The sequence below is a fragment of the Myroides fluvii genome (assembly GCF_009792295.1).
Lineage (GTDB): Bacteria > Bacteroidota > Bacteroidia > Flavobacteriales > Flavobacteriaceae > Flavobacterium > Flavobacterium fluvii_A.
Map to the genome: position 1 here is coordinate 1184975 of NZ_CP039934.1, position 14136 is coordinate 1199110.

Sequence of the window (14136 nt, forward strand, 5' to 3'; positions counted from 1 at the left end):
AAATTATACAAGCTTTTTTTGATAAATTTGTCCTTCACAAAGTAACAAAAAAACTACTGGTTTCGACCTGAAAATTACAAAATGTTTCTAGAAATTCCTGTTAATCACAAAGAACAATTTGGTTGGATCGAAGTAATCTGTGGATCCATGTTTTCTGGAAAAACAGAAGAACTGATTCGCCGATTAAAAAGAGCCCAATTTGCCAAGCAAAAAGTTGAAATTTTTAAACCTGCTGTTGACACGCGTTATCACGATGAATACGTCGTTTCTCACGATGCGAATGAGATTCGTTCTACCCCTGTTTCTACTGCCGATAGCATTCTGCTTTTAGCGAGTGGCTGTGATGTTGTGGGCATAGACGAGGCTCAATTCTTTGATGCTGAAATTGTCAACGTTTGCAATGAATTAGCCAATTCGGGTATACGTGTTATTGTCGCTGGTTTAGATATGGATTTCAAAGGAAATCCCTTCGGACCTATGCCTGCTTTAATGGCTACTGCCGAATATGTAACGAAGGTTCACGCGGTATGTACACGTACGGGTAACTTGGCTCATTATAGCTATAGAAAGGCTGCAAGTGATGCAATTGTCATGCTTGGAGAGACGGAAGAATATGAACCATTAAGTAGGGCAGCTTACTATAATGCAATGCGCGAAGCTGAAAGACTCAAAAAAGAAAAACCCAAACCCTGATTATATAGATTAAACGCTTTATGAGAAAAATATATCAAATTTATCTGGACTCTTATCGAGGATTATCCTCAGCATCTTGGATGTTAGCCATCGTCATGTTAATCAATAGAGCCGGATCGATGGTATTTCCTTTCTTAGGTGTTTACATGACAAAAGAACTGCATTTTACCGATGAGCAAACAGGCTATGTATTAGCTTGTTACGGAGTCGGATCAATGATTGGTTCAACTTTAGGCGGATGGCTGACAGATAAAATAGGCAATTATAAATTACAGTATTTGAGCTTATTGGGTAGTATTCCCATGTTTATTTTATTACCTCATTTTACCTCTGTGGTTAGTTTGGCGTTGATGATTCTCTTTCAGAGTACCATTAGTGAAATGTTTCGTCCTGCCAACTCCGTTGCGATTACCAAATATGCTAAACCAGAAAATATTACTCGTGCGTTTTCTTTGAACCGCATGGCTGTTAATTTAGGTTTTTCAATTGGTCCTGCTATGGGTGGAATGTTAGCCGCAATTTCTTATGGTCTATTGTTTTACATCAATGCTGGTGCGGCTTTCTTTGCTGCAGTCGTATTTATTTACTTTTTTAAAGGTCGCAAGGAAAATCCTAAACCAACCATGTCGGTTGAGGAAGATTCAGCTATCACTTTAAGTGCCTCCGGCACGAAGCGCCAATCGCCTTATAAAGATGGTTTATTCTTATTTTACAGTTTCTTCTGTACCTTGTATTCCATCGCTTTTTTACAGCTTTTTAGCACCTTACCCATCTTTTATGAAAAAGTAGGTGGCCTCAATGAGTTGGAAATAGGGCTCGTATTAGGCTATAGTGGTTTATTGATTTTCTTAACGGAGATGTTATTAGTACACATGGCAGAACGCCACCTTACCACACAAAAAGCCATTTTTTATGGAGCTTTGGTTGCCCCTTTTGCTTTTGTTATATTCTTACTCGATTACAGTATTGTAACTATTCTATTATCCATAACGTTCTTAAGTGTTTCGGAAATGTTGATCTTTCCTTACACCTCAACAGTAACGGCTATGCGTGCTGATGACAATAGCAAGGGATCTTATATGGGGGTGAATGGCTTAACTTTTGCGGTTGGATTTATTATTTCTCCGATCTTGGGTACTAAGCTTGTCTCCTATTTTGGTTATGATGTGCTGTGGATTGTCATGGGATCTATCTTTTTGGTTGCTGCTTTTGGATTAAATTACACCGTGGGTAAAATGGTTAAACCAAAAGTATAAAAAGACTTTTTTTTATTTCTACCCAAATAAAACGTTATCCGTTGATTACAAATACGATAAGAAATAGCGAAAAAACAACAAATGTTAAAATTTAAAATACTCCATAAATTCGAGCTTTTATGCCTTGCATTATATATAATTTGTTCTATATTTGCACTCGCATTAACAAAATAATGCAGTCCAATATAAGGCGAGGTAGCTCAGTTGGTTAGAGCGCAGGATTCATAACCCTGAGGTCACGGGTTCAACTCCCGTCTTCGCTACAAGAGAAAAAAGACTTAATCGAAAGATTAGGTCTTTTTTGCTTTCCGACAGTTTTATTTTTCTGTTTTTTTCTATTCTTTCGATAAAAAGGATCAGGAACAAAAGTTGGGGACTAAGCAAAAAGGAAAAATAATCTAAAAAGGAAAAAAGGGAGTGCGCGCTATTCAGAAACGTAGAACCCTTAACTGGGTAACTACCTTGTAAATCCTAAACCCTTCTGCTATTGTTGCACAATTCGGCTATTTCTTATTCATCCCCAATTTCTTACCCTTTTTCTAGAGCTGCGAAATAAATTTAGTGCTTCCGGGGACCACCCTTGATACACACAGACAATCCAAATAATGTTGTAAGCGTTTGTTTGCTTCACCGCCTTTCAAAGTAAACCTTTCCGATAGCTGTACTGCTTTTTGGGCCCAACTAATTGCGAGTTCTACTTTTTTTTCCATAGTCAAAAGACGAGCAAGTACATTCCCTCGACTAACTGTCAAGCTACCAGAGAGCGATCTTATAATAAGTGTATTCGTAAGGCAATCTATCTTTTTTATGATCTCTGCTTGTCTGATTCTGCAAAAAGAGGCAGGTTAATTATAATGCTAAACAAGACCCTGCTTGAAGCCCTTAAGAAAATTAAGCTAAAAAACTTACAAAGCACAACCTACAAGTTTTTAGAAAAGAAAAAAAACAAAAACACTTCCTTTTAACAAGAGGGCAACTACCATGAAAATCGAATATTCTTTGCAATTAAAAAAACGGTGTGCATTTTAGCCTTTGGAATACAATCATTCACCAAACATCACATAACCCACTATAATTTAGCTATTTGCTTTTTTAGCCCTATAAGTTTTAAGTTAATTTATGCGTAAAAATCACCCACTTTTCGCCTCATTTTCACCTAGAGGAATAGCCAGTACGTCTATACATTTGTCTCAAAGCTTCAAACAAAAAAAGAGTTTGATTTGGGCTTACTTACTATTAATAAAAAACAAAAAAACAAAAAAATGGTTAAACAATCTTACCTATTAGGAGCACTAATTGTTTTATCTCTTATGCTTAATTCTTGTGGAGGGACACAGCCGTATGCAACAGGAATTAACTCACAAACACAACGTGTAGATGCAAAATTAAAAAGAAGTGATTACACTATAATGGATCAACAATACCAAGGCGTTGTGGTTAATAAGAAAAAATACAAGAAGTATAACGTAGATCAACTCAAAGAAACTGCTTTTCTAGAAGCTGAGAAATCGGCAATAAAAGCAGGGGCAGATGGTGTTTTGAATCCTACTTATATGGTAGACCAAAAAGGTAAAAGATTTTATGTTACCGCTCGTGTTAAGGCCTATAAGTTGAAAAATGACAACGAATATCTTGACATGGAAAACAATTTAAAACACAATCCAAACAGATAATTCTATTTGATTTTTATTAAAAAAGGACGCTAAATACATAAAGTCCTAAACCTATCTTGCGTAAAAATAAAAACCTTTATAGTTTATAAAATACAGATTGGAACAGCATTAAGTTTAATTAAAACAAGTATAACAAATGATGAAAAAAATTCTAAAAATTTCGATTGTAGCTACACTATTTATGTCTATATCTTGTAGTAGTGATGATAGTAGTGGCAGTGGAAAATGCAATGAAGAAGCACTTATGAATGCTTATGAAGCAGCCTATGAAAAATATGGTAAGGATCAATCAGATGCAAACTGTTTAGCCGTTGTTAAAGTTATTAAAGAAGCACTTAACAACAAGTGTATTGACAAAGCAGAAGCTGATGAGTATGGTAATGGCTTACCTTGTTACTAGGAATCGATACTAACATGCCCATAAAAAGGCCTGTGATTTATTAAGACAACCATTGTAGCTCAATTAAACACGTACAAACGTCTTTCAAAGAAAATAAATAGCAAAATGCAGTGTACGCTATTTACGATCCATTGAAACAGTTGTTTGTATCTAAATAAAGTGTAAGAGTACAACTAAAATTTACCATATTTTGATATTGCGATTATTTATAATAATCAAAATTCAAGGAAAACCGTCATTCATTGACGGTTTTTTTGCTTTATTTAAACTCAAAAGGTTAGATCCTTAGTATACGTATTTTCTTCTATGCTAAGGATCAAAATTCACACTAATACTCATTGCTGCATTTGCTGAATAGGGACTAATTTCACTAAACGTCCAAAGTCAATAGCCTCAACGCTATTCTTTTACAAAGTCGAAGTCAATCGCCATTTCCTCATTAGAAACTACGGCTTTAAGTTTACTGTTATCTAGTCTATATGCAATATGTGTTGGAAAATCATGGGTTTCATTGGTACAAACAAAAGCGTTTTCTTTTAATTCGATCATTTTAAATGCAACGGTATCAGCAGCATCTGAAGTTTTTACGACTAAATTCCACTGTCCATCAGTTTGTATTAATCGCATGTACTCCTTACTCAGTGTATCCCCCTGAGCCAATGTATACCCAATGCCATCGTATTGATTTGCCTGCGTCTTTTCCCAAACTTCAAAAGTCGAATTCCCTTCTTTGTCATTGGTTCTTTTCCAATTGCCCAACAGCCAATCTAAGTTTGCTGTTTGTTTTACTTCTGCTTGAATTTGCGGGGCTAAGCCTTCTTGTTGCTCTTGTTTTTCATTGTTTTTACACGAAACAAGTGCAACGGTCATCAAGGAAAATATGAGGTATTTTTTCATTGGTTTCATTTTATTTTTAAGATCATCAATTAAAGGTAATCAATTCTATACAGCCATCGAATACAATGCGCTTTTTATTTTTACTTCCTAAACTTTATTTAAAAAGACAGTGTGATTGATCAAAACTAAATATATTTGCTTGATACATGATGAAATACAATCGACATATCGCCCAATTTTTGTGTCTTCTATTTGTGTTGTTCGGTGCTGAAAAAATCAACTTTTTCACCCCACAAGACTGCGAAGGCAAGCTCTCGTTTTGTCCGATTGCCAATATGTACGTATATCAATTGGGCGTTTCATCCTCTGATAATACCGCAAAGGATTCTAAGACCAAAAGCTGCAAAGCAACCAACATCAGCTGCGAAACTTTTTTCATTGCGCAAGCGTTGGAACACCCTCCAACAAAGAATCGAACGTCTTTGATCAGCAAACAGTTTTTTTATCAACCCGTCATCCATTCGAATCCATATATAACACTAGTAGATCCTCCTCCTAATGTTTGATTCCCATATACAATAAGAACTCCCAAAAAGAGTTCTTATTTTTTTTATTCATTATTAATCACAAAGGGCCGCTCTTATTGAACGGCCCTTTGTTAGAATTAAATAATGTGTTTATAGTAGCACTTCGTTTACATTTTGACAATAATAAACTCGCTTCTTCTGTTTTCCTGATGCTGTTCTTGTGAACACGGAACACCATTCTTACATGCATTGATTAATTGGCTTTCACCATACCCTCTTCCTGAGATTCTCTTTGGATCAATGCCTTGTTTAATCATCCATTGCATTGTTGATTTTGCTCTACGGTCTGATAACTTCATATTATAAGCATCATTTCCACGGCTATCAGTATGCGAACGAACGTCAATCTTGATGTTTGGATACATTTTCAATACCTCAACAACTTGTGCTAATTCTACTGCTGCATCAGATCGGATGGTTGCTTTATCGAAATCGAAATAAATCGGTTGTAATTTCAGTTTCTTGAATAAATCATCCTCTTCCGTAATCGTTTCTTGAAGGGGTTCTAATCCAATTTCCACTTGCTCTACTGCATTTAGTTCATACCCCATGGTCTGCGCAATTTCTTTGGTTTGGAATCCTTCTGCTTCTGCTTTTAAACGATATTTTTTACCACAATCTAAGTCGGTTACATTAAACTTCCCTTGATCATCTGCGTGAATACTATCCAACACCGTGTAAGTAGCATCATATACCGTGATTTTAGCATTGGCTAAAGATTCTCTTGTAGAAGCATTAAACACCCAACCAGCAATACTTTGTTTACAAATGATTTCTTTCTTCTCTTGTACGAAGTAGATGTTATCTCCTCCTGTTCCACCAGCTCGATTGGAGCTAACGAATCCCTTTTTTGTTTTAGGATCAAAGTAGTAACCAAAATCATCCGCAGGACTATTCATCGGCTCTCCAATATTTGCAACAGTTCCAAAAGATCCATCTACATTAATTTTCGCCATGAAGATGTCTAATCCACCTAATCCAAGTCTACCATCGGTTGAGAAGTAGAGCATAAAATCACTTGAAATAAACGGAAAAGTTTCGCGTCCTTCTGTGTTAATTTGCTTTCCTACATTCTCCACTTTCGCAAAGCTTCCATCTTCTAATATCGCTACACGAAACAAATCACTTTGTCCGATAGATCCACTGCGATCTGAAACAAAATACAACCATTTATCATCCGGCGTTAACGCAGGGTGTGCGTTATTTGCTTTCGCATCATTAATCGTCAATGCCACAGGCTTGCTCCAAGTCCCGTCTTCTTGTAACGTAGATTTAAACAACTGCAACAAGGCATTTTTAAAGCGATTCTGTTGTATTTCATCTTTGGTAGCACTTGCATTTTGAGTAAAGTACATCGTTTTACCATCTCTAGCGAAAACCGCTGTTGATTGGTTGATGTCCTTTCCATCTCCATTGAAGAAGGTATGGGGTTCCTCAAATGTTCCGTCCTGTTTAATTTTTGAAGCATATAAACTTGTATAGGCTTCATTGGTCCATTTGTGTACTTTATTCCCCGAAACAGCATTTGATGCTCTCGCAGAGGTATAGATCAGTTGATCTTTAAAAATAGCTGCTCCATAGTCTGAATACTCACTGTTGATTTGCAGCGCTTCTACTTCATAGCGATTTGAACGCTTCTCAATATCCGTTCTGTAATTATTCTTGTTTGCTTCAAACAATTGAGCGCGAGAATCCGTTTGTTCTAAAGCTGTAAACTTCGTCATATAGGCATCTGCTTCTTCATATAGCTGCATCGCTCGCAAGGTTTGTGCATAGCGATAGTAATATTCTGAACCGATAGATGCTTGATTCTCTTTCGCAAATTGAAATAGTTCTTCATACCATCTATTCGCCTCAGTCAGCTTGCCATTAAAATAATAAGCATCTCCTAGTTTTTGCAGCGTGTTTACACTTTTAAATCCTTTTTCGACTGCTTTTTCATATATCTCAATAGCATTGATATACTCGTACTTTTCAAATTTTTGATCTGCTTTATTTTCACGCCTTTCTTGTGCCCATCCTATTGATGTTGTCAACGCGATTGAAGATAAAACTAGTAATTTAACTAATCTCTTTTGCATAATTTATCATCTTTAGGTTAGAAGAAACGCGGCGATGTTTTTCTCGTGTATCGATTAAAGATATCGGCACGTAAGAAAAACTCATGTGATCCACTGTTGTAATGTTTCAATTTGGATGTATCTGCATCATAAGAATATCCTACGAATAGGCTTTCACTGATTTGAAATCCAACCAATCCACTAACAGCGGCATCCCAACGATACGCAACTCCTGCAGTTAATTTCTCAAAAATCAAGAAATTTGCGGTTAAGTCAATCTGTAAGGGTGCTCCTTGTACCGTTTTCATTAAGAATGCAGGTTTGAATTTTAAATCTGGATTGATATCAAATACATATCCCCCGATTAAATACAACTGCATGCGTTGTTTCATTGTTGTTACATCGTTATCATCATAACGGTGTGTTTCTAAAAAGCTAGGCACGGATACCCCTAAATACGATCGATCAGAATAAAGGTATACCCCTGCACCAATATTGGGTGTAAACTTATTGGTGATATTTTCTTGGATATTGATATCTGAAGGATCAAAAGGATGTCCTTTTGTATAATCTACATTCAAGAGATCCGCAGAAGCTTTTAATCCGAAAGCCAACTGATAGTTATAGTTCAGTTTTATTTTGTACGAGAAATCAATAGCAATATTGTTCTCATCCATAATACCAATCTTATCATTGACAAAAGAGAATCCCAATCCTACATTAGAATCATTAATAGGCGTATTCACAGAAAAACTAGCTGTTTTTGGAGCTCCATCTAATCCTACCCATTGTGTTCTATAATTTCCAAATACACTTAATACTTCTCTTGTACCAGCATACGCAGGGTTATAAACGGAAGTGTTATACATGTATTGTGCAAACTGAGGTTCTTGCTGTGCAAAACCTTGTTGAGCAACGCTTATCAATACTAAGGCTGTTCCAACTTTTTTGAGTTTGTTTAAAAAATTCATCCTTACTATTAATTCGTTTCTAAATGTAAATACCCTGCTTTCTTAATCGTTCTCGATGCGCCGTCTTTCTCTACTTCATAAACAATAACATAGTAATATGTTCCTGAAGGTAGCTTCTCACTATCATTTAAGGTCATTTTTCCTTTAGAATAGCCTGTAAAAACATTGCCATTTGAATCGTAGTTTTTCGTTTCAAACACTTTAGCTCCCCATCTGTTGAAAATTTGAACGCTATTGTTTGGAAATCTTTGGATATTATCAATAAAGAAATAATCATTCACTCCATCACCATCAGCGGTAACAATGTTATAGATTACGACATCTCCTTCTAATAACCAATCTGTTTTTACAGTTGCTAATGTAAAGTATCCCAATCCTTTTATTGTAGCTGGTGTGATGATACGATTGGTACTCATATCGACAATTCCACCTTCATCTACCCATATTTTCTTTTCCTCATCCCAACGAACAATATGTAAATCTTTTTCAGGGTTTTCAAGTACAGTAGGAGAAGTTGTACGATCATCCCAACTTAACTCGAGGATGATGTTTTTTTCTTCTTTGTTTGCCTTTCCTTTTTTGTTCCCTGTCTCGTCATAGGTCTCTTTATCTATATACCAATACTCCGTTGTATTCAAGGTTTTGATTACACCTGAAGCGTTCGATTTATCATGAAAAAAAGCATCGTCTTTGTACTTATATCTTCCTACATAAACTGTGCTGTTTTCTGGCGCAGTAATATGAGCAGGGCGATAGTATCCATGATTTCCTATAGGAAAAGTAAAAGCGTCCTTCCCTACTTTATCTACCGTTCCATTCACATGGCTTTGGTCTGATGGGTTATTCGCTTTGGCTCCTTCCATAAAAGCAAAAGAACCTTTACTCTCTTCCATCGTTACAATTCCATCTACAAACTCAACTTCTCCTTTTGTTGAAATATCATTGCTTAGGTAAAAAGCACTTTCAGCAGTTGAATTATTCAGTTCGAGGTTATTGAAACGGATCCCTTCACTTCCACCGATGAGTTGTTGTTGATTAGAAGTAAAGATTGTTTTACCTGAATTTTTCAGTTTTCCATCTTCTCTAAAATCAAATATTCCATCATTGGACAAGTTATGGTATACATACAACGTCCCGTTGTTGAATACCGAAGCTTTCTCTTTGTTTTCCATCGGGAAGAGCGTTGCCATTTCTGTATTTGGCAGAATATACAAACCACCGTAATTAACGGTTTGTCCAAACGCTAAACCTCCTGTCAAAGCCAAAGTGCCAAGCAAGATTTTGTGGTTTATCCTCATCTTCCCCTATTCTTTAACAACGAATACAATATTCATCACAGAGTATGGACTACCTGCACCAATAACTTTATAAGTCATTTTACCGTCTGCTGCAATTACAATATCCGAAAATACGGTATTGTCATAATCGGTTACATAATAATATAAATCTGTCGCCTCAGGAAAATGTGGAATGACAGCAGGAGCACCTAAGCTACTAGCCGTATTGCCTGTTAGGGTGAATTGATTCACGTATTCTTGGTACAAATCTTTATTCTTATCTCCCGGGACAGAAGTATCAAAAACAATAGAAGGCATATAGAAAAATTTCACTGCTTTATTATCTGAAGTCACCATTTGTTGCCATTTCGTTCCGTCATTATAGTAAAACCCAGGCACAACGTCATTTTGTCTTTTTGTATTGTAAACCGTCATCCCTGCTACATGCGCTTCTAATGGAGTAAAATCTATTGTCCTAACCAATTCTAATCTTGGCAATAATAGACCTTTATTTGAAGCTTCGATTTCAAGCATCGCGTTCGCATTGATTGTTGGTCTACCCCCTACTTTAGTTTGAGCGAATCCTACTGTGCTCAATACTGAAAATACGAATCCTAAATATATCTTTTTCATCTTATTGTTTTGTTTAAGTTTAAAATGATGGGGTTTATTTACTACAATAAAATCCCCATCATTTTGCTATTGATTAATTTAAATTAGGGGTGAACCGCTTCATTTGAAGTATATTCAACTACGACTTCATAACTACCTACTGGTAACATCGTATATTGGTTCCCCACACCAATATTAAATTTAATTTCTGTTCCACCTACAACGACAACATCTGTAGTATTAGACGTAACTACCTGTCCTGCTGTATTAAGAAGTTTGATTGCTAATACTTGTCTGATTTGTTTATCACCAACTAAATTTAGTGTCACAGGAGTTGCAACTGCAGAATACAATGAAATCGTTGTTGCTCCTTTACCTAAATACACTTTATATCCGTTATAAACATTTCCTGTAAATACAGTATCTCCTTCGTTCGTGATATGATCACCTAAAGTCTGTTTCACAATATCTTTGTACTTGTTAATCAAGTTGACTAAGAAAGAAGCAGGCAATTCAATTTCTTTGTTCTCTTTTGTACCATTTGTATGAGTAATCACTTGATAGAATACAGATGGTGTATCGATATCATTATCGTGATCTCCAAAATACACGTTACCTCCTTGGTTCAGTACATTCGTGATTGCATTCTTAATCTCTTCATTGTTGTTGATTGAGTTTAAGATATCTTCCGTCATATTGATGTAATCTTTTTGATTTCCCTCCGCATTATACTCATAAAAGATTTCACCTTTTTTCACATCGCCTGCCACTGGTGCTGTACGCACGTCTCCAAAAGCAGGTAATATACCATCCGCTAGAACCTCAGTACGTTTAATTTGCGTTTTCGTTTCTGCTCCCGCAACTAAATCTCTTAGGTTAATCGTTTCATATGAGCTTGTTGCCTCGTCCCAATATTGGAATACCCAAATCTTTTGACCCGCATTGGCTGGATCGTCAATCTCTCTGTACACTACATTTCCATCTGAATATTGAGAAATGTACTGTAAGTACGCTTCAACCGTTGTAAACGTTTTATCTCCCTCAGTCGTTGTGATGGTGATATTCGTTGGTGATTCTAAGATCTCTCGGATATTGTTGATTACACCACCTACTACATCTACGTGAATCGCACCCGCTGGAACAGCTGTCCAATTTGCTGGATCTATTTCTCCTCCTGCTTTGATATACGCTTCAGATAAGTAGTATTGTTTGTTGTTGTAAACCACAATTGTTGTATTGGTCTCAGCAGCCTCTACTAAACCTTTGATATCAATAGTTTTGTATGTGTTGGTTGCTTCATCCCAATATTGGAATACCCAAATTTTCTGACCCGCATTGGCTGGATCGTCAATCTCTCTGTACACTACATTTCCATCTGAATATTGAGAAATGTACTGTAAGTACGCTTCAACCGTTGTAAACGTTTTATCTCCCTCAGTCGTTGTGATGGTGATATTCGTTGGTGATTCTAAGATCTCTCGGATATTGTTGATTACACCACCTACTACATCTACGTGAATCGCACCCGCTGGAACAGCTGTCCAATTTGCTGGATTTGTCTCTCCTCCTGCTTTGATATACGCTTCAGATAAGTAGTATTGTTTGTTGTTGTAAACCACAATTGTTGTATTGGTCTCAGCAGCCTCTACTAAACCTTTGATATCAATAGTTTTGTATGTGTTGGTTGCTTCATCCCAATATTGGAATACCCAAATTTTCTGACCCGCATTGGCTGGATCGTCAATCTCTCTGTACACTACATTTCCATCTGAATATTGAGAAATGTACTGTAAGTATTCTTCTACTGTGGTAAACGTTTTATTCCCTTCTGTTGTAGTAATCGTGATATTCGTTGGTGATTCTAAGATCTCTTGGATATTGTTGATTACACCACCTACTACATCTACGTGAATCGCACCCGCTGGAACAGCTGTCCAATTTGCTGGATTTGTCTCTCCTCCTGCTTTGATATACGCCTCAGATAAATAGTATTGTTTGTTGTTGTACGAAACAATCGTAGTATTGGTCTCAGCTGCTTCAACTAAATCCTTGATGTTAATGGTTTTGTACGTATTTGTCGCTTCATCCCAATATTGGAATACCCAAATTTTCTGACCCGCATTGGCTGGATCGTCAATCTCTCTGTACACTACATTTCCATCTGAATATTGAGAAATGTACTGTAAGTATTCTTCTACTGTGGTAAACGTTTTATTCCCTTCTGTTGTAGTAATCGTGATATTCGTTGGTGATTCTAAGATCTCTTGGATATTGTTGATTACACCACCTACTACATCTACGTGAATCGCACCCGCTGGAACAGCTGTCCAATTTGCTGGATCTATTTCTCCTCCTGCTTTGATATACGCTTCAGATAAGTAGTATTGTTTGTTGTTGTACGAAACAATCGTAGTATTGGTCTCAGCTGCTTCAACTAAATCCTTGATGTTAATGGTTTTGTACGTATTGGTTGCTTCATCCCAATATTGGAATACCCAAATTTTCTGACCCGCATTGGCTGGATCGTCAATCTCTCTGTACACTACATTTCCATCTGAATATTGAGAAATGTACTGTAAGTATTCTTCTACTGTGGTAAACGTTTTATTCCCTTCTGTTGTAGTAATCGTGATATTCGTTGGTGATTCTAAGATCTCTTGGATATTGTTGATTACACCACCTACTACATCTACGTGAATCGCACCCGCTGGAACAGCTGTCCAATTTGCTGGATCTATTTCTCCTCCTGCTTTGATATACGCCTCAGATAAATAGTATTGTTTGTTGTTGTACGAAACAATCGTAGTATTGGTCTCAGCTGCTTCAACTAAATCCTTGATGTTAATGGTTTTGTACGTATTGGTTGCTTCATCCCAATATTGGAATACCCAAATTTTCTGACCCGCATTGGCTGGATCGTCAATCTCTCTATAAATTACATTGCCATTAGAGAATTGCGTAACATATTGTAAATATTCTTCTACTGTTGTAAACGTTCTATCCCCTTCTACTGTAGTAATGGTGATATTCGTTGGCGATTCTAAAATCTCCTGAATATTATTTACCACAATATCCTTCACTTTAATTGGCATTGCTCCAGGTGCATTATTTGGGATATTTGCAATTGTATTTGCTGAATCCGCTGCTAACCAGTCGATAATTGTTTGCTCTGAAAAGTAAATCATTCCGATTACTTTACCCTCTGCATTCAATACCTCTTTCATGAATGTTTTCGTTTCAAAACCATTCACCAAATCCTCAAAATTGATTTGTTGCGTTGTGTACGTTTGCGTTGTGGCATCGTAAGTTACCGTATAAAAATCTCCGTTTTTATACACTACCGTTGTATGCGTTTCTGGTGTTGTCGCATCATTTGATGGATTTGAAGGTAAGATGTAGTTGATTACCGCTTGTATATTCTTTACATCTGCTTCTAAATTGGTAATATTATCGCCTAAATTTTCAATGACTTGATCCAGCTCTGCTTTTCCAACAATTCTATTCCATTTGGAATCAACCCAGTAATAGAATCCGGTTGGAATATCAGCACCGTTACTATTATATACTAATAAACTTTCCGTTTGTGCCCCATCAATTGGATTAAATTCATTTATCGCCGTTAATGAAACGCGAGGAATTAAAATACCTTTATCTGTAGCTGTAACATCTAATTGTGTTGATGTAATAGGAGTTGGAGTTCCTATACCTACCTGAGCATTCGCAAAATATGAAGCTCCTAAAACTGCCGCTAATAATGTGATTTTTTTCAT

General features: G+C 36.5%; 10 protein-coding genes and 1 tRNA gene. 5 read left to right on the top strand and 6 right to left on the bottom strand.

Annotated features, from left to right (window positions below):
* The first annotated feature begins 81 nt into the window (after positions 1-81).
* The 5 genes from FBR08_RS05505 (at position 82) to FBR08_RS05525 (ending at position 4022) form a co-directional block, all read left to right on the top strand.
* Positions 82-693, top strand: a complete 612-nt coding sequence (locus FBR08_RS05505) for a thymidine kinase (protein ID WP_158961799.1) — start codon at positions 82-84, stop codon at positions 691-693.
* 20 nt (positions 694-713) lie between these two features.
* Positions 714-1949: an MFS transporter gene (locus tag FBR08_RS05510; RefSeq protein ID WP_158961800.1), complete on the top strand. Its 1236-nt coding sequence runs from the start codon at positions 714-716 to the stop codon at positions 1947-1949.
* Between the two features lie 189 nt (positions 1950-2138).
* Positions 2139-2212, top strand: a tRNA-Met gene (locus FBR08_RS05515).
* Positions 2213-3211: 999 nt separating this feature from the next.
* Positions 3212-3622 carry a hypothetical protein gene (locus tag FBR08_RS05520; RefSeq protein ID WP_158961801.1) on the top strand — a complete coding sequence of 137 codons (411 nt, stop codon included), beginning with the start codon at positions 3212-3214 and terminating at the stop codon, positions 3620-3622.
* Positions 3623-3758: 136 nt separating this feature from the next.
* Complete coding sequence (locus FBR08_RS05525; protein WP_158961802.1) at positions 3759-4022, top strand: hypothetical protein; 264 nt, start codon at positions 3759-3761, stop codon at positions 4020-4022.
* A gap of 399 nt (positions 4023-4421) precedes the next feature.
* On the opposite strand, the gene FBR08_RS05530 is transcribed toward FBR08_RS05525, so the two are convergent.
* The 6 genes from FBR08_RS05530 to FBR08_RS05555 form a co-directional block, all read right to left on the bottom strand.
* Positions 4422-4919, bottom strand: coding sequence for a DUF6265 family protein (locus FBR08_RS05530; RefSeq protein ID WP_158961803.1), 498 nt, complete (start codon positions 4917-4919; stop codon positions 4422-4424).
* Positions 4920-5553: 634 nt separating this feature from the next.
* Complete coding sequence (locus FBR08_RS05535) at positions 5554-7527, bottom strand: OmpA family protein (protein WP_158961804.1); 1974 nt, start codon at positions 7525-7527, stop codon at positions 5554-5556.
* 17 nt (positions 7528-7544) lie between these two features.
* A complete protein-coding gene (locus FBR08_RS05540) occupies positions 7545-8477 on the bottom strand; it encodes a PorP/SprF family type IX secretion system membrane protein (protein ID WP_158961805.1) in 933 nt (310 codons plus the stop codon).
* An 8-nt stretch (positions 8478-8485) separates the two neighbouring features.
* Complete coding sequence (locus tag FBR08_RS05545; RefSeq protein ID WP_158961806.1) at positions 8486-9775, bottom strand: gliding motility-associated C-terminal domain-containing protein; 1290 nt, start codon at positions 9773-9775, stop codon at positions 8486-8488.
* A 6-nt stretch (positions 9776-9781) separates the two neighbouring features.
* Positions 9782-10387: a hypothetical protein gene (locus tag FBR08_RS05550; protein ID WP_158961807.1), complete on the bottom strand. Its 606-nt coding sequence runs from the start codon at positions 10385-10387 to the stop codon at positions 9782-9784.
* Positions 10388-10470: 83 nt separating this feature from the next.
* Positions 10471-14136: a hypothetical protein gene (locus FBR08_RS05555; protein ID WP_158961808.1), complete on the bottom strand. Its 3666-nt coding sequence runs from the start codon at positions 14134-14136 to the stop codon at positions 10471-10473.